Below are 22,192 nucleotides of genomic sequence, written 5' to 3' on the forward strand. Positions count from 1 at the left end.
TTAGACAGCTTATTGTTCAAAAGGGAAAACGATTTCAGGTTGTCTTGTCTACCTCATCGGCACGGCGCATCGTTGAGAACTATTCCTGTTACAGCAGGCGATTCATTGTCTTATTGTCAGTTTATGCGTCTGGCAGAAGAGAGGCCGCTCTCGCTCGCGGTAGGCGTGAACCGCCAGTAGCACCATTTGTGATGCAACTTATTTTGCATAAATGGTGACTCTGATGAAGGCATGCAGAGCAAAGGGGGTGGGTGGCACTCGGCTGGATAGACGGTTGCTGGAGAGGGGGCGGGCATGCGTGAGTGGCGAGTCCTAGATAAAGAAAATGGCCACCTTTTCCAAGGCGGCCATTCACGTTGCCGGTCGGTGCCCTGTTGGCCCGAAGGGTTGGTCGCAGGAGATCAGCCGGATATCAGGGTCGGCAGTCGGGCTTGCCAGATCTGGTGCCAGTGCTGCAGTTCGCTGCGCGGCATCGGGCGGGCGGTAAAGAAGCCCTGACAGATATCGCACCCCAGCTTGGCCAGCAGTTGCCAAGTCTGCACATCTTCCACCCCTTCGGCGACTGATTTCAGCCCCAGCTTGCGGGCCAGCTCGATGCTCGATTCGATGATGGCCAGACGGGAGGGGTCGGCATAGCAGCGATCGACAAAAGATCGATCAAGTTTGAGCTCGGTAAACGGCAGCAGCGTCAGCTGCTGCATCGAGGAGTAGCCGGTACCGAAGTCATCGATGGAGAGGCCAAAGCCGTGCATCCGCAGCCGAGTCAGCACCTCCAGTGCCTTGCCGATATCCTCGACAAACGAGCTTTCGGTCACCTCCAGGGTGATCAGCTCGGGATTGACGCCCCAGCGCTGGCACTGGTTGATCAGGAAGTGGCAGAGATCTCCCTCGATCAGCGAGGTGGTTGAGAGATTCATCGACAGATTGAGGGATAGGCCGGTCTGCCCCCACAGATGGCAATCCTGCAGCGACTTGTTGATGATGACATCGGTCAGCTGATCGATAAGGCCGTTGTTTTCCGCCAGCGGGATAAACATGCCGGGGGAGATCAGCCCGTATTCCGGATGCTGCCAGCGGGCCAGCGCCTCCATCCCCACCCACTGGCCGGACGCAAAGCCGACCTTGGGTTGATACCATGGCAACAGCTGGTCGTTGTCGAGGGCGCGTTTGAGCTCGTCCACCGAGAGGGTGAGACCATCCTCTTTGCCGGACGGGGCCGACTTGGGTGCCCAGGAGTCGATCAACTGGCGCAGCCGCTGCGGGCTGGAGGGTTTCTCGATGCGACCCAGCACATGGAGACCATAGGCCGAGCTCATGCGCAGCACGGCCTCCACCACGTCATCTTCCAGCGCGCTGGAGAGGATGATGCCGCCCCGAAAGCCACCCAGCGAGAGGCGGCGCAGCAGCGCCATGCCATCCATGCCGGGCATCCGCAGATCGCAGAACAGGATGTCGACAGCGTGGCTCTGGCAGAGCGCCAGGGCTTCGATGCCGTCTGCGGCCTCCAGCAGTTGCTGATAACCGAGCGCCCGGATCTGGTGCATCAGGGTCTTGCGTTGAAACCCGTGATCCTCGACCACCATGATGACCAACTCGTCTGCCGTTCTACTCATCGAGCCACAATCCCATTTCACGTTCAATATTGTTCATCTGTTCTTCCACTCTCTGTGTCAGCAGCGCGAGCTCGCTCAACTGTTTGAGGCGGGCCGCCGATTCCAGTTGCGCCGCCTGCTCGGCCAGGGAGAGCTCCCCGACCATTCTGGCTGCCCCTTTGATGCGGTGGGCGATCTCCACCAGCTCCTGGCTATCATCGGAGGAGAGCGCGCTCATCATAGCGTGGCAATCTTTCCGGTTGGAGGCCAGATACTCCCTTGCCATGCTTTTGGCAATCTCTTCATCGCCAAACAGATCTTGCCAGCGACCGATCATGTCGAGATTGATGGCCTGTCGTGCGGGCACTCTCTCTGTGATCGTAGTCGCGGGCAACCACCGCAGCAGCATCTGGCGCAGTGACTCCAGCGAATAAGGTTTGCACAGCATGCCGTTCATGCCTGCTGCCGTCATATTGGCTGCCGCCTCCTCCGAGGTATCGGCGGTGACGCCGATAATGGGGGCTTGCTCCCCTTGTTCCCGCAGGTGGCGGGTCAGGGTGTAGCCATCCATGTGCGGCATGTGGCAGTCGGTGATCAGCAGGGCGAAATCCCGGGTTTGCCAGGCGCGCAACGCCTTCTCGCCATCTTCCACTACCTCGCACTCCACCCCCAGAATCGCCAGCTGACGGGTCAGCAGGGCGCGATTGACCAGATGGTCATCGGCGACCAGCACCCGCCCGACCAGTTTTTCGATGCTGGCGGCATGGGTGGTCACGGCTCGCCCGGTGATCAGTTCGCGGCAGCTTTCGAGCAACAGATCCGGATAGAGGGGGGATTGGCCGAGGCGCCACCAGTTCTCCGAGCCCATGCGCCCCCGCAACGCTTCGCGGGGGGAGAGGATGACCCCCTTGAGAGTGCCGGACTGCAACAAGGTGTGCCAATCGCTCCCCAGACTGGATTCCAGCGCGGCCTCTTCCGCCAACAGCAGTCCGTCGAGATCGGCGGTGAACTGGTGGATATCGAGGGGGCTCAACCGGGCGCCGAGCCGTGCCATGGTGGCCTGCAAGGCGGCATCGCTACCCAGCCACCACCATTCGCTGCCCGCCAGTGCGGGTGGCTCCCACAGGCCATTGAGCAGCGGGATGCTAAAGCGGAAACAGGCCCCTTCACCGAGCTGGCTCTTGACCGTCAGGGTGCCGCCCATCTTCTTCACCAGCTGATCACAGATGGCCAGGCCCAGACCGGTGCCGCCAAAGCGGCGATTGATATCGGATTCCACCTGCTCGAACGGGGTAAAGAGCAGCGCTTGCTTCTCTTCGGCGATGCCGATGCCGGTATCCGTCACCGCGATAACCAGCTGCTGGTCGTGACAGCTGACCTGGATCGAAATGGTGCCCTGCTCGGTGAACTTCACCGCATTATTGAGCAGATTGGAAACCACCTGGCCCACTCTGACCGGATCGATATCGGCCAGGTCGGGGAGTTGATCCTCCCACTGGAGCGTGACCTTCAGCCCCTTGCTGTAGGCCAGTGCGGCATGGCCGCGGATCACATCGCACACCACAGGTTGCAGACGGCAGGATTGGCGATTGAGGTGCAGCTGACCCGCCTCGATTTTGGAAAAGTCGAGGATATCGTTGACCAGATAGAGCAGGTGGTTGGCCGAGCTCTCCACATTGCGCAGCAGATAGCGCTGGTCATCATTGAGCTCGCTCATGCGCAGCAGCTCCAGCATGCCGTGCATGCCCGAGATGGGGGTTCTCAGCTCATGGCTCATGGTGGCCAGAAAAAGGCTGCGAGCCTGCATCGCCTGCTCGGCCGCGGCGCGCGCCTCACGCAGCTCATGCTCCTGTTGCTTGATGGCGGTGATGTCCTGCACCACGCCGTTGAGCAGGCGATCATGGCCCTGTTGCGCCACAAAGTTGCCGCGGATCTGGATATAGCGCTCCCCCTGAACAGAGGGCACCAGCACCTCCATATCGAGCGGCTCAAGGGTTTGCGCATGTTTGGCCACCTTATCGATAAAGGTTGCCATAGCCTCATCGTTCAAGCCGAGGATCACGCCGCCAGACTCGGCTGCCATCAACTCTTGATGGGTCATCCCGAGAATGTCGCTGGCTCCTTGGGACAGATAGAGGAATTTCCCCTTGCCGGCCCCTTGCCAGAGATATTGATAGACCAGACCCGGCATGCTGTCGGTGATGTCCCGCAGCCTGCCCTCCACTTCCCGCACCTTGTTTTCGGCGGCCTTGAGGGCACTGACATCGGTCAATACCGTCAGCACCCCCTGAATGGCGCCGTCTGCTGCGCGATAGGGCAACTTGACGTAGACCACGTGAAGGGGAACATCCCCCTCGCGCTGGGTATAACCCGATCCTTGGAAGATCTCGCCGGTTTCCCAGACCGCACGCTCCTCGCGCAGCATCTGTTGCCGCTCGTCCTCGGTCATATAGCCCCAGCGATCACCTTCTTCCCCATCACCGACAAACAGCTCGCGGTATGCCCGGTTGCTGAGGGTCAGGCGATGATCGCGATCCCGCAGCGCCACCATATTGGGTAGGGAGTCGAGCAGGGTCTGGATGAACACTAACTGTTCATTGAGCGTCTTCTCGGCCCGTTGTCGCTGCACGATCTCCCGTTTCAGGGTACGGTTCCACGCCCAGAACAGGGTAAACAGCAGGGTGGCAGTTGCGCCGCTCATTACGAACCAGAACAGCACTGTTTCGTTATTGATGCCGGTCTGCACGCTCATGGAGAGCCAGCGTTTCTCCACTTTATGGAGCTCCTCCGGCGGTATCGAATAGAGCACCTTGGTAAGGATCCGCTGCAGCATGGGATCTTTGCGCGTGGCCATGGCGACCGGCAGGCGCAAGTCTTTGCCGGCATAGACCACCTGATAGCGTTCGCTAACCCGCTTGTTGATGGATGGCAGGGTGACCATCACGTAGTCGGCATCGCCCGTGTCCAGCAGCTCCAGCAAGCGGTTGTCATTGTTGACCTCTACCGGATGGGCGCCGATGTGGGTCAGTAGATCTTTGTCCAGCGAGCCATGCACCATGCCGACCCGTTTCCCTCGCAGCAGTGAGAGATCGGTGATATCGGCACTGCGTTTGGGGGCAATGACTACCCGATCGACAAACAGATAGCCGGGGGTGAACAGTGCAAACTGGCCGCGGTCGTGGTTGGGGGAGATGGCCGGAATAAAATCGATCTGCCGCAGCTTCAGCAGGTTCTGGGTTTCCCCCCAGCTATTGGTGCGAACCAGAGAGAACTTCAGCCCGGAGACTTGCTGCATCAGCGCCATCAGGTCCGCCACATAACCGACCAGCCTGCCCCGGTAATTGAATTCGCTCATGGAGGTCCAGTCCGGAGAGACGCCGTAAGTGAGCTCAGGATGCTGGTTGAGCCACTCCTGCTCCTCAGGGGTAAACTGCACAGACTTTACCGCTCCTGAGTCCGCATGTTGGCTAGTCGTGGTAGCTGCCAGCATATGACGACGATCTTCAACCGGTATCTCGTTGAATGCCTTGCTCACCAGGCTGACCAGTGCCGGGTCGCTCTGGTTCATATTGATGGAGAGAGACGTGCCGCTTACCCATTCCGGAGTGGCAATGGTGAAGCCAGCCTTGGGGTGCTGATCTTTCACCATCACCAGTGACGGCATGTCAGCAAGATAGGCGTCAGCCATGCGCTTTTTGAGCATAAAGGCCGCTTCGCTGCGACTCTCGGCCTCGGTCACACGGGGAAATCCCAGTTTTTTCAATTCACTGCAAGCATTGACTCCCATGACACAGATCCAGTGCAAACCATGGGCATCCTGTCGTGACAACTTCGTTTTGCCATTGTTGAGCAGCACGCCGCGCGGCATGGAGAGCAAAAATGGGAGGGAGACAATATTGGATCGCCATTGTTCGCTTGGCTGGTCGTTCACCAGTATGTCGATTGCGCCGTGGTCAAGTCCGGACAGCGCATCCACGTAGGAGGGGTAAACCTTGTAGCGCAGGGTCAACCCGAGCGTTCTGGCAATCTGCTGCGCAATATCGGGGACTGGGCCGGTAAAGCGTTGATCTGCATCCTTATAGCTGTATGGAGGGTCACCCATCATCGGCATGCCGATGACTAGCTCCTGGTGTGATGACAGCCAGGCGCGCTCAGACAGATCAAACTCGTCTTCATTCAGACTGGTAATGGCGTGCGCCGCCACGCCCCAGAGCAGTAGCAGGAGAAACAGGAATAGACGATCACATTGGCGGAGCATCAGAAGGAATCCAACAGAATTGGGCGCATATTGTAAGTGCATTAAAATGCAGCGGCCAACTTCAATTTACTCAATATTGGGCCACGACATGCCGATGTGCGGCTGTGAGTCCGGCTAGTACAGGGATGGCAACCTGATAATAAAGCCTGCGCGGTGATGCGCCTGATTTTTTGCCAAAGGCCAGTTCAAGGGGGATATTGGAAAAAATCCAACCAGTTTGATATCGGTAAACAACATGGACATGGACAAATAAAAAGGGCCACCTCTTGCGAGGTGGCCCTTTCCAAACGTTTGGTGGAGCTGGGGGGATTTGAACCCCCGTCCAAAATTACTACATCCTTGGCACTACATGCTTAGTCACTCTTTACATTCGCCAACCCGCTGCGGAGAGACACGCCACGAATTGACTAGCTCGATTGGTTTTAATGCTTCCGCCCCGAGCAGGACTTCCACACGATCCTGTGAAGGATGACCTTCCGATTCCCTAGGACACAGGCAAGCTAGGGTAGAAGGGCTCTATGCAGGTTATTAAGCTGCTAGTGCGTAGTTTTCGTCGTTTGCGACTATTTTTTTGCGGTTTATTAACGAGGCCTACCGCACCTCGGCATGCACCTTGGGTTTCGTGAATCTTGTCGAATCCAGAATCAGCCCCAAGTTGTTAATTGCGATTGTACGCAAAAATGCTGTCATAGCAAGGCGTTGATACCCATTCCCTCTGACAGCCAGTCTGTTTGCCGATTTATTGTACGCAGCTGAGCCTGAAGAGCCAGCTGCGCCGGGGGAAGGTGAACTGACGTCCTGATCCTGGCAGTAGCTGGTTAGCCGCGATGCTTGTTCTTCATGATTCGAGCTTTTTCCCGATCCCACTCGCGAGCCTTGGTATCTTCGCGCTTGTCGTGCTCTTTCTTGCCCTTCACCAGGCCGATCTCGACCTTGACCCAGCACTGTTTCCAGTAGAGGGCGAGGGGAACTATGGTGTAGCCCTGACGGGCGATCAGGCTTTCGAGCTTGTCGAGTTCACGACGGCTCAGCAGCAGTTTGCGGGTGCGGGTCGGGTCACATACCACGTGGCTGGAGGCCGCTTGCAGTGGCAGGAAGCTGGAGCCGAACAGATAGGCCTCGCCATCGCGGAAGATGACATAGGCTTCGCTGATGTTGGCCTTGCCCGCCCGCAGGGATTTGACTTCCCACCCTTGCAGGGACAGACCCGCTTCGATCTTCTCTTCGATGAAGTATTCGTGGCGCGCGGTTCTGTTGAGTGCAATGGTGCTGGACCCGGCTTTGTTTTTACTGTTTTTTTTGCTCATGACGGGCGATTTCCGGCAATGACTAGGAGGCTCGTATTATACGTAGGCAGGGGCGGCTGTAAAACGCGCAGCAGGTCAAGTGGTGGCTTTCTGAGCGGTTTGGCTGAGGTTTTACCTCCACAACCCCAAACATGGTGATAAAATCGCGCCGATTGGATGAGGAAAAGCCATGCCCCGAATTACGCGCAGTGCCCTGGTGATGTTCAGTGCAGAACAGATGTTCAAGTTGGTTAACGATGTGGATGCCTATCCGCAGTTTTTGCCCGGCTGTGTTGGCAGCCGTGTCCACGAGGCTGGCGATGACTACATGATGGCGTCAGTCGATGTGGCCAAGGCGGGGATTGCCAAGACCTTTACTACCCGCAATCAGCTGGATGTGAACCGTCAGATCAGGATGGAGCTGGTGGATGGCCCGTTCCGCAAGCTGGCGGGCTGGTGGACCTTTACCCCGCTCGATGTCGACGCCTGCAAGGTGGAGTTTGATCTCGATTTCGAGTTTACCTCCAAGCTTATCGAGGTGGCATTTGGTCAGGTGTTCCGCGATCTGGTGAGCTCCATGGTCTCCGCCTTCTCCAACCGGGCGAAGGAGGTCTACGGTGTCTGACCAGCTCAACATCGAGGTTGTCTATGCCTTGCCGCAGCAGCAGACGGTGATTGCCCTGCGGGTTGCGCCCGAGACCTGCGTGCTGGCGGCCATCGAGCAGTCCGGCATCGTACAAAAACACCCCGAGATCGATCTGGCGGTCAACAAGTTCGGTATCTACAGCCGCCCGGTGAAAGGGAGCGAGCCGCTGCACGACGGCGATCGTATCGAGATCTACCGCCCGCTCATCGCCGATCCCCGCGAGATGCGCAAAAAGCGGGCCGAGAAGGCCAAAGAGGAGGGGAGAGCCGATAGCGTGACCGGTGGTCGCCCCGATGTGCATCGCAAACTCCGCGAGTAGCGCTCAAGTTTTTCTTGCAGAAAAAAGGCGCCGAGGCGCCTTTTTTTGATCCCGTTAGCCGGTGAGCTGGCCGAAGGGATATCAAGAGAGGGCTGCTTCTATCACACCCAGCCGGGCGCGGGCCCAGGCGGCCAGTAGCTCGACCCCGCTTTGCATCACCCGCTCATCGAAATCGAATTCGTTGTGATGGTGCGGCGCCGCCAGATCGGCCCCCAGAATGAGGTAAGCCGCTTCGCCCCCCTGTTTTTGCACCCGCTCCATCAGAAAACCGGCATCTTCGCTGGCGCCAAAGCGGCGAGTCTGGATGGTGGCGAGCCCCTGCTTGCGGGCCAGCGCCGCCAGCTCGGCCTGCAGCGCCGGGCTGTTGTCGAGGGCAATGGCCTCACCCTGCTTGATGATGCGGTAGGTGACGCCGTGGGCGAGGGCGGTACCTTCGACGATGCGCTGTACCTGACTGAACATGTAGTCGTTGAGCGCACTGTCGGCGCCGCGGGTCTCACCGCGCAGCTCGGCATGATCGGGGATGACGTTGCGACCGCTGCCTGCGTGAAGCTGGCCGACGTTGATGCGGGTCATGCCGTCGCGGTGGCGGGGAATGCCGAGCATGGCGGTGGTGGCCATGCAGGCGGCGGCCAGCGCATTGCTGCCAGCGTTGGGTTCGAGTCCCGCGTGTGCGGCGGTGCCCATAAAGTGGACGTCGAACTTGGTGGAGCAGAGAAATTCGGTGGGATTGATCACCAGCTCGCCGCTGCCAGCGTGAATACCGATATGGAGCGAAAGTAGGGCATCCACGTCATCGAGTGCGCCACCGGCAGCCAGCGCCTTGCCACCGCGGCACCCCTCTTCGGCGGGTTGAAAGAAGAGCTTGATGCGACCGCACAGCTGCTCCTTGATCGCCATCAGCTGGCTGGCCAGCCCCATGCCGATGGCGGTGTGGCCATCGTGGGCGCAGGCGTGCATCCACCCCTTGTTGTGGGAGGCGAAGCCCTCCTGCTGCGGTTGGTGCTGTTCGGCGTCGGACTCTTCAACCTCCACCGCATCGATATCGAAGCGAAAGGCCAGGGTCGGACCGGGACGGCCGGTATCCAGTTCCCCCATCAGCCCAGTGACATCGCCGATCCGCTCCAGCCAGTCGGGATGGGCTCCCTGACGGCGGGCACGGGCCTTCTCGGCCGCCACATCCACATCACGGCCCATCATCAGATTGCTGGCCAGCAGTTTGTCGCCAAGCACGATGCGATAACCGAGCTCGCTCAGGTGGTGGGCAATCAGGCTGGTGGTGCGAAACTCTTTCCAGGCGGCTTCCGGCAGGCGGTGCAGGTCGCGGCGCCACAGGATCAGGTGCTCAAGGGTCATCTTGGCTTCCTTGGTGATTCGATTTGTCGGCTATTGTGCCTTTTTTCCCGGCTGACCACACGGGGGCTGCAGCTGGTCGGGGGAGCTGTGCGTGCGAGTGGTGGCTGTTCGGGCCGTGAATAGTGGTGAGCGCCCATAAAAAACGCCTCCACAAGGGAGGCGTTGTCGATAGCTGGTTATCAGGCCGCGTGATGGTAAGCGGAGGGTTCAAACAGCTTCTTGTTGGCCACCAGATCGATGGGGTCAAAATCATCGACGTTGATGGTGCGCAGGCGACTTACCTCGGCGCGGCGCAGCAGCTCGGCTTCGCTCTGGGTCAGTACGCCAGCGGCCAGGCCGATGTCGGCCACCTTGTCCAGCGCCATGAAGGGACGCTTGATACCATCGCTCTTGCAGACTTTCTCGAACAGCGGCTCGGCGGCCAGTACGTCATCGAGGGCCTGCTCCAGCAGACCGAAGGGGTTGCCCTCTTCGCGAGTCAGGTATTGCCCCTTGGCCAGGCGGCTGCGGGTCTCGCTCGGTGTTTGCAGCAGACGGGCAACCTGTTGGTCCAGCTTGTCGCATGGACGGTTCAGGTCACGACCCAGCGGCAGCACCACCGCGCGCAGGGCAAGACCAATCCAGCGGTTCGGGAAGTTGCGCAGCAGCTCGTCGATCGCCTCTTGTGCCTTGAACATGGCATCTTGCAGTGCCCAGTGCAGCAGCGGCAGGTCGGCCTGCTGGCGTCCCTCGTCCTGATAGCGCTTGAGGGCGCTGGAGGCGAGATAGAGCTGGCTCAGCACGTCGCCAAGGCGGGCGGAGACCCGCTCCTTGCGCTTGAGCTCGCCACCCAGGGTGCCCATCGCCATGTCTGACAGGAACGCCAGGTTGGCCGAGAGGCGGGAGAGCTGCTGGTAGTAGCCCTTGGTCTGATCCTTGTAAGGAGCCGCGGCAAAGCGTGCGCCGGTGATACCGAGCCAGAAGCTGCGCACCAGGTTGCTGATGGCAAAGCCGACGTGGCTGAATACCGCCTTGTCGAAATCCTTCAGCGCCTGCTCCTTGTCGGGGTGGCTGGCGGCCAGCATCTCCGGCAGTACATACGGGTGGCAGCGGATAGCGCCCTGACCGTAGATGATCATGCTGCGGGTCAGGATGTTGGCCCCTTCCACCGTAACGGCGATGGGGGCACCCTGATAGCCACGGGCCAGATAGTTGTTGGGGCCCATGCAGATGGCTTTGCCGCCGTGGATGTCCATGGCATCGATGATGCACTTCTGGGCACGGTCGGTGAGATGGTATTTGACGATGGCGGAGATGACCGAGGGCTTCTCGCCAAGGTCGATACCGGTCACGGTCAGGTTGGCTGCGGCGCCCATGATGTAGGCGTTGCCGCCGATGCGGGCCAGCGGCTCTTCAATCCCTTCCATCTTGCCGATGGGCAGCTTGAACTGGCGACGGATACGGCTGTAGGCGCCGCTCGCCAGGGCCAGCATCTTGACGCCGCCAGTGCTGTTGGAGGGCAAGGTGATGCCGCGACCGACCGACAGGCACTCGACCAGCATGCGCCAGCCCTGACCGGCCATGGCCGGGCCACCGATGATGAAATCGAGCGGGACGAACACATCCTTGCCCTGGGTCGGGCCGTTCTGGAACGGCACGTTGAGCGGGAAGTGGCGACGGCCGATGCCGACCCCCTTGATGTGAGTGGGAATGAGGGCGCAGGTGATGCCGAGCTCTTCCTCTTCACCCAGCAGGTGTTCCGGATCACGCAGTTTGAAGGCGAGACCCAGCACGGTAGCAATGGGGGCGAGCGTGATGTAGCGCTTGTTCCAGGTGAGGCGCATACCGAGCACTTCTTTTCCTTCCCACTCGCCCTTGCAGACGACACCGAAGTCGGGGATGGAACCGGCATCAGAACCCGCTTCCGGGCTGGTCAGGGCGAAGCAGGGGATCTCTTTGCCTACCGCCAGGCGGGGCAGGTAGTAATCCTTCTGCGCGTCAGTGCCATAGTGTTGCAGCAGTTCGCCCGGGCCCAGCGAGTTGGGTACGCCGACGGTGGAGGCGAGCACGGCGCTGGCGCCGCACAGTTTTTGCAGGACGCAGGACTGGGCGTAGGCCGAGAACTCCAGACCGCCATATTTCTTCTTGATGATCATGGCGAAGAACTTGTTGTCCTTCAGGTATTGCCACACCTCGGGGGAGAGATCCGCGCGCTCGTGGGTCACTTCCCAGTCGCTCACCATGCGGCACACTTCCTCGACCGGGCCATCCATAAAGGCCTGCTCTTCGGCAGAGAGGGCGCTGACCGGAATGGCGTGCAGCTTTTTCCAGTCAGGGTTGCCCGCGAACAGATCGGCTTCCCACCAGGTGGTACCCGCTTCGATAGCCTCTTTCTCGGTGCGGGACATCTCCGGCATGATCGATTTGTAGATCTTGAACAGCGGCTTTGTTATTTGATTGCGGCGAAATTCCACCAGATTGAGCGGGATGGCGATCACCGCGAACAGCGCCCATACCAGCAAGGGCACATGACCATAGAGGGCGCCAAGCACCAGGGCGGCGCCGGTGACCAGGGTGGAGATGAACAGGGATGCCCGGCGATAGGCCAGGGCTCCGATAACCAGGATCACCCCGAGCAGAGTGAGGGTCGTCGTCATTGCTTGCTCCTTGCGTGGTTAGGTTGCCAACGTGGCGTAACTGATCCAGAGGTCTGACCTGTTGGATATGGCCCCTGTTGTAATTCATACGCACAAAGTTATCAAGCTGTTTACATCTTCATTACCTTCTCTCTGTGATCCCCATAACGCTCACGCGCTGCCAGCGCTGTGGCTCGCAGGGGGGCGACTGTGCGATTTGCTTGTGCGAGAATAGCCGCGATCTACACGCACACTAAAAACAGTGGAAGAGACATCATGTACCAAGAATTGATCCGCAATGAACTGACCGAAGCTGCCAGCGTGCTGCAGGCCTTCCTGGCTGATGAGCAGAACCTGAAAAACATCGAGGCGGCTGCCAAACTGCTGGCCGACTCTTTCAAAGAAGAGGGCAAGGTGCTCTCTTGTGGCAACGGTGGTTCCCACTGTGACGCCATGCACTTTGCCGAAGAGCTGACCGGTCGCTATCGCGAGAACCGCCCGGGTTACGCCGGTATCGCCATCTCCGATCCGAGCCACCTCTCCTGCGTCTCCAACGACTTTGGCTATGACTATGTCTTCTCCCGTTACGTAGAAGCGGTCGGCCGCCGTGGCGACGTGCTGCTTGGTATCTCCACCAGCGGCAACTCCGGCAATATCCTGAAAGCCATCGAGGCTGCCCGCGCCAAAGGGATGAAAGTGATCGCCCTGACCGGCAAGGATGGCGGCAAGATGGCAGGCCTGGCGGATGTCGAGATCCGGGTTCCGCACTTTGGCTATGCCGACCGTATTCAGGAAGTGCACATCAAGGTGATCCACATCCTGATCCAGCTGGTCGAAAAAGAGATGGCCAAGTAATCAGGCCACGCTACCGGACAAGGGCATCACAGGTTGATGGTTTGTCATCGACCGGTTGCTGCCACAGGGGAAGGAATTGCGCCTTCCCCTGCTGTCTGTCGAACCAGTGTGCTGGTCGAACATGACACAAGCCAAATCATGAAAGGAGTCTGCCGGATATGTGCGAACTGCTCGGCATGAGTGCCAATGTGCCGACCGATATCTGCTTCAGCTTTACCGGGTTGATGCTGCGCGGCGGCAAGACCGGGCCCCACAAGGATGGCTGGGGGATCACCTTTTACGAAGGGAAGGGCTTTCGCACCTTCAAGGATCCCGAGCCCAGCGCCCAATCTCCCATCGCCAGACTGGTACAGGCGCTGCCCATCAAGAGCTGCGCCGTGGTCAGCCACATCCGGCAGGCCAACCGTGGCTGCGTGTCACTGGAAAATACCCACCCCTTTACCCGTGAGCTGTGGGGTCGTTACTGGACCTTCGCCCACAACGGTCAGCTCACCGGCTACAAGAAGCTGCCAACCGGCCGCCACCGGCCGGTGGGGGATACCGACAGCGAGCACGCCTTCTGCTGGCTGCTCGATCGGCTGGAGCAAAAATATCCCAAGCGTCCGGCCAACTTTCCCGCCATGTTTCGCTATCTCGCTACCCTGTGTGACGAGCTCAGAGCGTTCGGGGTGTTCAACATGCTGCTCTCGGACGGGGAGTATGTGATGAGCTACTGCAGCAACAACCTGCACTGGCTGACTCGCTGTGCGCCCTTTGGCGAGGCGAGCCTGCTGGATGAGGAGGTGGTGATCGACTTTCAAAGCGAGACCACCCCCAACGATGTGGTGACCCTGATCACCACCCGTCCGCTGACCGGCAATGAGAATTGGGTCAAAATGGCGCCCGGCGAATTCAATCTGTTTCGCATGGGGGAGCGGGTGGCGACCAACCAGGTCGCGCTTGAGCAAGATAAAAAAATACCAGGGTAGATACCTACCCTGGTTCTTCGCAGCAGCCATAAAAGGCAAAAGGGATGAGAGGTGTTGCTGAGCATCATCACTCTGACGGCATTGAGTGTTGATCAATTGTTAATTTGTGGCAATCAAGTTGTTGTCTTGACGGGCGTTTCAGCATCGCTATTTCGATACCGATCACATTTTTGCCACTTTATTCCCTGAGCCATCCAATCGGGTGCTTCATCACTGCCTAGCCGTGAGCCACGACATCGAAAACTATCTATAGTATGGTCTGTTTGAATACCGTTCAGGAGGAGCCTCGCATGGAGTGGGTGGATCGCAAGGTGTTGCAGCAGCTGGCAGAGGATATCGGTCCGGATATGCTGCCCGTGGTCATCGCAGTCTTTATTGAAGAGGTGGGCGAGCAGCTGAGTCAGCTCAGACCCCTCTATGAACAGGGGGAGTGGGAGGCGCTGGCTCGGGTGGCACACAGCATGAAATCATCCTGTGGCAGCTACGGCGCCATACCGAGTTATCAGCAGGTGATGGCGCTGGAGATGGCCAGCAAGCAGGCCGATGTGGCCGAGGCGGAGCACCAGTTGAAACTGCTGGAGGCCTCCTTGCCCCAGGTGCTCGCGTTTCTTGCCGATTATCAGTAACGGCGCCATGCAGGGATGCCGGGACCGTTGCCTAACGCTGGTTGAGCAGTTGCTGGATGATCCGGTCCAGCGCCAGTTTCAGCTTCAACCGATCGTGCCGATGGGGCAGCTCAAGCTCGCCCAGCTCGGCTTCGATCACTCGCCCTTGCCAGTCCCCCGCATCACCCGCGCCTTGTGGGGCCAGGATGGCATCCAGCCGACCCTGACCGACCCGGGATTCCAGCCAGCGACACTGACTCATCAGATCCAGCTGGCTGGCAGGGCCGTTTTCCGCCACCAGATTACAGACAAAAACCAGCATGGCGCTGCTCTCGTTGATGGCCTGGGCGATCTCGGCCAGCAGCAGTGGCGGCATGATGGAGGTGAGAAAACTGCCCGGCCCCAGAATGATCATGTCCGCCTGCTGCAGTGCCAGCACCGCTTCCCGGGTCGCTTGCACCTCCGGCATCAGGCCGAGGGAGAGAGGCGGTGTTGCCAGTTGATCGATGGATACCTCTCCCAGGATCTGGGTGCCACACTCCATATGGGCGCAGAGATCGGTGGGAAATTCAGACATGGGTAGCAATTGTGACTCGATTTTGAGCATGTCACTGATCAGCTTGATAGCATCAAGAGGACGGACACAGAGATTATCGAGCGCCAGCAGCATCAAGTTGCCAAGGTTGTGGCCCGCCAGCTCGCCTTTGCCGGCGAAGCGGTACTCGAACAACAGGCTGCCGATGCTGGGATCGGTCACCAGCTGGTTCAGGCAGTTGCGCAGATCGCCCCAGGCGATGCACTCCTGACTCTTGCGCAGGCGTCCGGTCGAGCCACCATCATCTGTGGTGGCGACGATGCCGGTGAGCCGTTGACCGAGAAACGAGAGGGACGAAAGCACTCGTCCCATGCCATGGCCACCACCGATGGCAACGACCCGATCGAAGTCATTGATGTTTTTTTGCCACATATGGGCGTCCTGTTATTGGTCTCAGTTGACCGCTATGTTAGCAAGCGAAGCGAGATAATTGTTTGATAAAGGTATGATTTTTGCTTGAGACTGCCATTCGATAAAACAAGGAGATGGTGTTGAAATTTCTGACCGTTCACTCCCTCGCCCAGAATTCATCGCTGGCGGCCCAAGATATCTGCGCGCAGCTGCGCCACCATGCCGATCAGGCCCCCTCCCTGCTGTTACTCTATTTTACCCAAGCCCATGAGGGGGCGATACTGCGCGACGCGCTCAAACGCCAGTTCCCGACGACCCGCCTGCTTGGGTGCAGCTCTTGCGGTGGTGTCATGACCGAGATGGGACACCACGCCCGAGACGGATATGGGCTGGCCGTTGCTGCCCTGTATGATGAAAAAGGGGCATTCGGGGTAGCCGGTGCCAGCGGTGACGGGGTGGATGTGCGGCAGTTGCTGCGCCGAGCCATGAGCGACTGTGGTCGGCCGGGCGAGCTGCCCCAGCTGATCCTGTTTCATGCCAGTCCCGGCAAGGAAGAGGGGCTGCTGGCCGGTATCGAGGCCGAACTTGGTGCCTCGGTGCCGGTGGTCGGTGGATCCGCGGCTGATAGTAGCGTCAGCGGTGACTGGCAGCTCTGCTGGGATGAGGCGGTGGCTCAGGATGGCATCGGTCTGGCGGTGCTCTATCCCGATTGCCAGCTCGCTTTTCAGTTTCACTCGGGCTATGTGCCTGCCGAATTCAGCGGCGAGATCACCGCCTGCAACGGGCGGGAGGTACTCACTATCGATCACCAACCTGCCGCCGAGGTCTATGCCCGCTGGTGCGGGCGCGAGCAGCCCTGGCCGGTGGGGGCGATTTTGCGGGAGACCACGCTCACCCCGCTGGCTCGTCAGGTGGGAGCGCTGGATGGCATTCCTTACTACAAACTCTCCCATCCTGAAGCTGTGACCGAACAGGGCGGGCTGCGGCTCTTTACCGATGTGGTGCAAGGGGAGCGTCTGCTGTTAATGTACAGCAGTCAGGAAGGGTTGTTGCAGCGCAGCCTCAATGCCATGCGCGTTGAGCCAGGGTATGGGGTCGATGTGGAATTGCAGCCTATCGGCGCGCTCATCATCTTTTGTGCTGGTTGCCGTTTGGCGCTAGGTGATATGTTGTGCCAATTTGTCGAGCAGAGCCAGGCTCGCCTCGGCAAGATCCCCTTTATCACCCCCTTTACCTTCGGCGAGCAGGGGCGGTTGCCCAATAGCGAGCTGGCCCACGGCAACCTGATGGTATCGAGCGTGATTTTCCTGACCCGTTGAGTCGGCAGAACATAACAGAGCAGGCAACAAGATGATTGGCAACAGTGAACTGGAAGCCCTCGGCGACAAATTGCAGACCACACTGGTCGATCTTATACGTTGCCGCGAGCGCGAGGCCAAGTATCGTCACGAGTCCCAGACCCTGCTGGGCGGGGTTGCCACCCTCGCTGATGCCAAGACGTTGGAGCAGGTGCTGGAGAGCCTTATCCAGGTGCTCAAACCCTTTATCGGCTTTGAGCACGCGGATGTGGTGGCCTGGGAAGGGGAGCAGGGAAGTACCCACCTCAGTACCGAGCCAATGCTATCAGCCCGCAGCTGGCGCATGACTCCGGCATTTGCCCGCGCCATTTCGGGTGAAACCCTGGTGATTTACGATCCCGCCCAGCTGCCTGAGCTGGCGCCGCTGGCGAGCGAGCCGGGCTGGGCCAGCGTGATGCTGACCGGGCTACAGGCCCCCGGTTTTACCGCTACCCTCATCTGCCGCCACGCCCGGGCGGGCACCTTCGATCTCACCAGCAAGGCCGCCATGGAGCGTTGCCGTCCGCTCATCGCCCAGGCGCTGGTCAACATCACCTATCGGGCCCGCTTGCAGGAGCAGGTCGCAGTAAAAACCGAAGCGCTGCAGGCCAGCGAACGCCGTTTTCGCAGCTTCGCCGCCATGGCTTCGGACTGGTTCTGGGAGACAGATGCCGAGCATCGCCTCAGTTATGCCTCTGAGCCGGGTTATCTGGATGAGATGACCCCGCAGGCGACCCGGCCGACCCTCTATGACTACGTCTGCAACAAGCAGAGCTGCGATGCCCAGAAATACCTGCAGCTTTTGGCGCTGCGCCAGCCGGTGCGAGGGGTGCGGATGCAGGTTGCGCTGCAACACGGCCCCTGCTGGATGGAAGTGAGCGCCGAGCCCTGTTTTGACCATGATGCCCAGTTTATCGGTTATCGTGGCACTGCCCGGGATATCAGCAACCAGATCCGCCGTGAAGAGGAGCTGGCGCGGGCACGGGATGAGGCCGAAGCGGCCAACCGTGCCAAGTCCCAGTTTTTGGCCATGATGACCCACGAGATCCGTTCGCCCATGAATGCGGTGTTGGGGATGCTCGATCTGGTGCAGCATGCCGAGCTGGCGCCGGAGCAACAGAGCCTGCTGCGCCATGCCACCCACTCGGCCAGATTGCTGCAAACCATCATCGACGACGTGCTCGATTTTTCGAAAATCGAGTCGCAAACCCTGGTGTTTCACTGCGAGACCCTGCAACCCGTCCAGCTTTGCCAATCTCTGGTCGAGCCGCTGCAAGCTCGCGCGACCGCCAAGGGGATCGCGCTGGTTTATCGGGTCGATGAGTCGGTCCCCCGGGAGTTGCAGGGGGATCCGATGCGTTTGTCACAGGTGATGGGCAATCTGCTGGACAACGCCCTCAAATTTACCGAGCAGGGACAGGTAACACTGCACCTGGGTTGGCAGGATGAGAAGCTGCTGATCTCGGTCTCCGACACCGGGATCGGTATCGCTGATGCGGATCAGGCGCTGCTGTTTGAACCCTTCTCCCAGGTCGACAACTCGGCCACCCGGCGTTTTTCCGGTACAGGTCTCGGTCTTGCCATCAGCAAGCGTCTGGTGACGCTTATGGGGGGAGAGATCCACCTGAAGAGCGAGCCGGGCAAGGGAAGCTGTTTCTGGTTCGAACTGCCCGGCATGGCGCTACCCTGCCATAGCCAGCCGCAGCGGGAGGAGGGGGCTTCGGCACTGCTGCCACTGGATGTGCTGGTGGTGGAGGACAGCCCAGTGAATCAGTTGGTGGTGTCGCTGATGCTGCAAAAACTGGTGGGCAAGGTACGGCTGGCAGCCAATGGTCTGGAGGCGCTGGCGCAGGTGGATGAGCAGCTCCCGGATCTGATCCTGATGGATATGCGGATGCCCCTGATGGACGGACTGGAAGCCACCCGGCGCTTGCGTGAGTTGGGATGTACTATGCCTATCGTCGCCCTGACGGCCAATGCGATGGCGGAGGACAAGGCGTGCTGTCTGGCGCAGGGGATGGATGACTTTCTCGCCAAGCCTATCACCTTGTCGCGGCTGAGAGAGTGTTTGCAGCGTCACTTTGGTCAGCGGTTGCCGACGCGCGGATAAAAAAAATGGTCAACTTTGTGGGTTGACCAGTTCTTCAGCAAATACTGAAGAGAGCACGGGATAAATCGGGTTGTATCAATCTATATGAAAAATCTGTGCCAACTTTTTTAGACTCTTTTGTGTTCAATTTTGGCCGTTTAGCGCAGCGGCTCTCTCTTGTTATGGCGTTCTGCGTTCCTACTAACTCGCAAAATGCGAATTTCACATTTTCATTGTTGGAATAATTGCATTTTGCAACGCTGTTTTTGTCATTGTGAAATCAGGCGATGCAGGAATTTACGGGCCGCTTCGCTGTTTTGTTTGGCAATCAGCATCTGCTTTTCATAAATCGGCATCGGCAATATCTCGAGCCAGCGTTGGCAGAGCCAGGCGGCATCTTCAAAGCGCTTGTCCGGATAGAGTTCATCAAGCTCCGGATACTGCTCGAATACTTCCCGCAGGCGATTGACCAGCAGCTTGTCGTTGAAATCGGAGTGGGTGCTCGGCCAGTTGGGCAGCATCTCCACCTTGGCCCGGCGCAGCCCCATCTCGTCTGTTTCCATCTCGTGGATGCAGAAGCGCTCCAGTCCCAGTACCGTCACCCCCAGCAGGCCATCATTGAGGGTGTAGAAGTCGGTCACCTTGACCCGGGTGCCCACCGGCAGAATGCGGCCGGACTGTCCCGAGGTGGTCGACTCTTCCATCACGATGCCAAAGCCCTGATCGTTGATGAATGACTCCTTGAGCATCTGCAGGTGGCGTGGCTCGAACAGACGCAGAGGAAGCTTGCCGCCCGGCAGTATGTGGGAAGGCAAGGGGAACAGTGCCAAAGGTTGTAGTTTCATGTTCCATCCTCCATTGAGTAGTTGCTGAATATGACAATGCAGCGACTGTGCCAGAGAATGAAAAAAGCCACCGGAGGGTGGCTTTTCGGGCGGTTGAGGGCGCTTAGTTGCGCTGCTCCAGATACATGACAGCCGCTTCCACGCGGCTTTGCGCCTCGAGTTTCTTCAGCAGGCTCTTCACGTGAACCTTGACCGTTCCCTCGGAGATATGGAGTACCGAGGCGACCTGTTTGTTGGAGAGGCCTTTTGCAATTTCGCGCAGGATTTGCATTTCGCGACGCGTTAAGCTTTCCAGCTTCTGCTGCAGGTGATCCAGCTCGTAGATGTTTTCGAGATAGGGGCGCAGCGGTTCGCTCAGGATCTGCTTGCCGGTCATCACGTCGGCCAGCTGGGCCAGCAGCAGATCAGGCTCGGTATCCTTGAGCAGGTAGCCGTCGGCACCGGCCTTGAGCAAAGCCACCACATCCTGACGGGCATCGGAGACGGTGAGGATCACCACCCGGGAGGTGATCTCTTCGGCCCGCAGCGCCTTGAGGGTATCGAGGCCGGAGAGCCCCTTCATGTTGAGGTCGAGCAGGATCAGGTCCGGCTCGGACTCTTTGGCCAGCGCCACGGCATCTGTGCCGTTGGAGGCTTCACCGGTCACCTCCATGTTCTCTTCCAGAGCCAGCAACTGCACAATCCCTTTGCGCATGAGGGGATGGTCATCTACGACCAGAACTGTGTATTTCATCTCGTCCATCAGGCGTCTCTCGCTAGACTGGTGGGAAAGGTCAGATGCACGCAGGTGCCTTGTGGTTGCTGCTCGTTGATGGTCAGCAGACCGTGCAGTTTGCTGGCGCGCTCGTTCATGATGCTCAACCCGTAATGGTTGATCGCCGAGCTGGCGAGTCCGATCCCGACACCGTCATCTGAAATCTGAACCTCAATGTTACCACTGGCGAGGGTCTCACAGCTAACATCAATCACTTGCGCGTTGGCATGTTTGATGGCATTGAGCACTGCCTCACGGATCAACTGCAAAATGTGGATATGCTGGCCCGCCTCTAGGTCGTTGTCGGCCAGTCCGTAATGGAACCGGATTTCGGCCTGGGTCTGAGGCTGCAGTTGATCAAGCATGACGCGGATCGCTTCCCCCAGATTGGCATCGCCAATGGTGAGACGGAAGGTACCGAGCAGTTCGCGCAACTGGGTATAGGCATTGCTAAGCCCCTCGTCGATCTGCTGCATCGCCTCCTGCGCCTTGTCATGTTGTCCCTTGGCGTAAGAGCGCTTGAGCAGGGTGGACTGGATCTTGAGATAGGAGAGGGCCTGCGCCAGCGAGTCGTGCAGCTCGCGGGCGATCACCGCCCGCTCCTCCATCAGCAGCAGTCGCTGCTGCTGCAGCAGGGTCTGGTCTTTGTGCAGCACCTGAGCCAGCAGCATGGTGAAGTTTTTAATCAACCGCTCATCGATGGGGTGTTGGCTGATGATGTCGAGGCGGCCGAACTCCTGCTCATCCATCTGCAGATAAAAGCTGGCCACCGCATCGAGATCGCCGGGCCAGCCGGTGCGCCCCGAGATATAGACCGGCATGGCGTTGTGTTCGAAGCGGGTCAGCCGGATATGGTCGATATGCTGGTGGGCGGCGGCGCGGTCCAGCAGTTTGATGAGGGTACGGGTACTGAGTGGAGCCGCGTGCAGCTTCTGGGCGGTTGAGTAGAGAAACGAGAGGGTGTCATTGGCCTGCTGCAGCTTGGCGGTTTTCTCTTCCACCTTGTTTTCCAGTTCCCGATAGAGCTTGCCCAGCTCGTCGGCCATGGTGACGAAGGCGCGTGACAGCTCCCCCAGCTCGTTTTCGCCGTGGGCGGGCAGCTTAAGATCGAAATCCTGCCGCTGGATCTGGCGGGCACAGTAGACCAGCTGGTTGAGGGGGGCGACCACCTGCTGGCGGGTGAAGCGCACAGTGAACCAGGCGATGGTGATGATGGCCAGCAGGCCGAGCCCCTCCGCAAGCGCCAGCATCCTCACCTTGAATTCCACGTGGTACTGCATCTGATTGACGAAATTATCGATGGCCGCCACAAACTGCTCGGTGTTATCGGTGTACCGTCTGGGGGTGCGATCCTCGATGTGCTGGCGCATCACCTGCCACTGGCCCAGCACCTCGCCATAGGTGCGACGCAGGGAGGCAGGAGTGATCCAGCGCTGGGTCTCCTGCAGCTCTTCGGCGTGCAGGGTCTCTTCAAACTGGGAGAGGCGCCCCAGCACGCTGTCGCCCCGCTCGATTTCGTAGGCCATCCGGTAGGCCTGCATCCGCAGCGAACCGGAGAGGTTGATCGCCTTGGCATCGGGTACCGAGTAGAAGAGGGTGACCATGGCGACCAGCGCGATCAGGCTGGCCATGAAGAGGATCAACACCATGGCACGGCCAATGGCACTGCTGACCGAATGGACCCTGAACCGTTTTCCCATACTGATGCGCACCTCTGAATA

General features: G+C 59.2%; 16 protein-coding genes and 1 other RNA gene. 7 read left to right on the forward strand and 10 right to left on the reverse strand.

What is annotated here, in order from left to right:
* Window positions 1–401 precede the first annotated feature (401 nt).
* The 4 genes from OKC42_RS00680 to smpB form a co-directional block, all read right to left on the reverse strand.
* On the reverse strand, window positions 402–1,613 hold the full coding sequence (locus tag OKC42_RS00680; RefSeq protein ID WP_270818912.1) for an EAL domain-containing response regulator: 1,212 nt from the start codon (window positions 1,611–1,613) through the stop codon (window positions 402–404).
* Window positions 1,606–5,850, reverse strand: coding sequence for an ATP-binding protein (locus OKC42_RS00685; RefSeq protein WP_270818914.1), 4,245 nt, complete (start codon window positions 5,848–5,850; stop codon window positions 1,606–1,608). The genes OKC42_RS00680 and OKC42_RS00685 overlap by 8 nt, the downstream gene beginning before the upstream one ends.
* Window positions 5,851–6,142: 292 nt before the next feature.
* Window positions 6,143–6,502: a transfer-messenger RNA gene (gene ssrA, locus OKC42_RS00690) on the reverse strand.
* A gap of 166 nt (window positions 6,503–6,668) precedes the next feature.
* Window positions 6,669–7,157 carry an SsrA-binding protein SmpB gene (smpB, locus tag OKC42_RS00695; RefSeq protein WP_005334498.1) on the reverse strand — a complete coding sequence of 163 codons (489 nt, stop codon included), beginning with the start codon at window positions 7,155–7,157 and terminating at the stop codon, window positions 6,669–6,671.
* A 169-nt stretch (window positions 7,158–7,326) separates the two neighbouring features.
* Between smpB and OKC42_RS00700 the strand changes: the two genes are divergently transcribed.
* Window positions 7,327–7,761 carry an SRPBCC family protein gene (locus OKC42_RS00700; RefSeq protein WP_005334496.1) on the forward strand — a complete coding sequence of 145 codons (435 nt, stop codon included), beginning with the start codon at window positions 7,327–7,329 and terminating at the stop codon, window positions 7,759–7,761.
* Window positions 7,754–8,101: an RnfH family protein gene (locus OKC42_RS00705; protein ID WP_042054648.1), complete on the forward strand. Its 348-nt coding sequence runs from the start codon at window positions 7,754–7,756 to the stop codon at window positions 8,099–8,101. Before OKC42_RS00700 ends, OKC42_RS00705 begins: the two co-directional genes overlap by 8 nt.
* An 81-nt stretch (window positions 8,102–8,182) precedes the next feature.
* Here OKC42_RS00705 and OKC42_RS00710 read toward each other — a convergent pair whose 3' ends face one another.
* Together OKC42_RS00710 and fadE are read right to left on the reverse strand one after the other, a co-directional pair.
* Window positions 8,183–9,457, reverse strand: a complete 1,275-nt coding sequence (locus tag OKC42_RS00710) for an amidohydrolase (protein WP_270818916.1) — start codon at window positions 9,455–9,457, stop codon at window positions 8,183–8,185.
* A 179-nt stretch (window positions 9,458–9,636) separates the two neighbouring features.
* Window positions 9,637–12,093: an acyl-CoA dehydrogenase FadE gene (fadE, locus tag OKC42_RS00715; RefSeq protein ID WP_257690406.1), complete on the reverse strand. Its 2,457-nt coding sequence runs from the start codon at window positions 12,091–12,093 to the stop codon at window positions 9,637–9,639.
* A 255-nt stretch (window positions 12,094–12,348) separates the two neighbouring features.
* On the opposite strand from fadE, the gene lpcA reads away from it, so the two are divergent.
* From lpcA to OKC42_RS00730, 3 genes are all read left to right on the forward strand, one after another.
* Window positions 12,349–12,927 carry a D-sedoheptulose 7-phosphate isomerase gene (gene lpcA / locus OKC42_RS00720; protein WP_005334485.1) on the forward strand — a complete coding sequence of 193 codons (579 nt, stop codon included), beginning with the start codon at window positions 12,349–12,351 and terminating at the stop codon, window positions 12,925–12,927.
* Between the two features lie 158 nt (window positions 12,928–13,085).
* Window positions 13,086–13,895 (forward strand): class II glutamine amidotransferase, encoded by an 810-nt coding sequence (locus tag OKC42_RS00725; protein ID WP_019446544.1) that lies wholly within the window; start codon window positions 13,086–13,088, stop codon window positions 13,893–13,895.
* A 290-nt stretch (window positions 13,896–14,185) separates the two neighbouring features.
* A complete protein-coding gene (locus OKC42_RS00730; RefSeq protein ID WP_270818919.1) occupies window positions 14,186–14,521 on the forward strand; it encodes an Hpt domain-containing protein in 336 nt (111 codons plus the stop codon).
* A gap of 31 nt (window positions 14,522–14,552) precedes the next feature.
* On the opposite strand, the gene OKC42_RS00735 is transcribed toward OKC42_RS00730, so the two are convergent.
* Entirely contained in the window at window positions 14,553–15,467 is a 915-nt protein-coding gene (locus tag OKC42_RS00735; protein WP_047438497.1) for a gluconeogenesis factor YvcK family protein, read from the reverse strand.
* Between the two features lie 113 nt (window positions 15,468–15,580).
* Here OKC42_RS00735 and OKC42_RS00740 point away from each other — a divergent pair, with 113 nt between their 5' ends.
* Together OKC42_RS00740 and OKC42_RS00745 are read left to right on the forward strand one after the other, a co-directional pair.
* A complete protein-coding gene (locus OKC42_RS00740) occupies window positions 15,581–16,765 on the forward strand; it encodes an FIST signal transduction protein (RefSeq protein WP_270818922.1) in 1,185 nt (394 codons plus the stop codon).
* A gap of 31 nt (window positions 16,766–16,796) precedes the next feature.
* On the forward strand, window positions 16,797–18,893 hold the full coding sequence (locus tag OKC42_RS00745) for a hybrid sensor histidine kinase/response regulator (protein ID WP_270818923.1): 2,097 nt from the start codon (window positions 16,797–16,799) through the stop codon (window positions 18,891–18,893).
* A gap of 248 nt (window positions 18,894–19,141) precedes the next feature.
* Here OKC42_RS00745 and OKC42_RS00750 read toward each other — a convergent pair whose 3' ends face one another.
* From OKC42_RS00750 to narQ, 3 genes are all read right to left on the reverse strand, one after another.
* On the reverse strand, window positions 19,142–19,717 hold the full coding sequence (locus OKC42_RS00750) for an LON peptidase substrate-binding domain-containing protein (RefSeq protein ID WP_005334473.1): 576 nt from the start codon (window positions 19,715–19,717) through the stop codon (window positions 19,142–19,144).
* Window positions 19,718–19,820: 103 nt separating this feature from the next.
* Window positions 19,821–20,459, reverse strand: coding sequence for a two-component system response regulator NarL (gene narL, locus OKC42_RS00755; protein WP_005334471.1), 639 nt, complete (start codon window positions 20,457–20,459; stop codon window positions 19,821–19,823).
* On the reverse strand, window positions 20,459–22,171 hold the full coding sequence (gene narQ / locus OKC42_RS00760; RefSeq protein WP_005334468.1) for a nitrate/nitrite two-component system sensor histidine kinase NarQ: 1,713 nt from the start codon (window positions 22,169–22,171) through the stop codon (window positions 20,459–20,461). Before narQ ends, narL begins: the two co-directional genes overlap by 1 nt.
* Between the last annotated feature and the right edge of the window lie 21 nt (window positions 22,172–22,192).

This window comes from Aeromonas sp. Y311-2, from assembly GCF_027706025.1.
GTDB classification, from domain to species: domain Bacteria; phylum Pseudomonadota; class Gammaproteobacteria; order Enterobacterales; family Aeromonadaceae; genus Aeromonas; species Aeromonas veronii.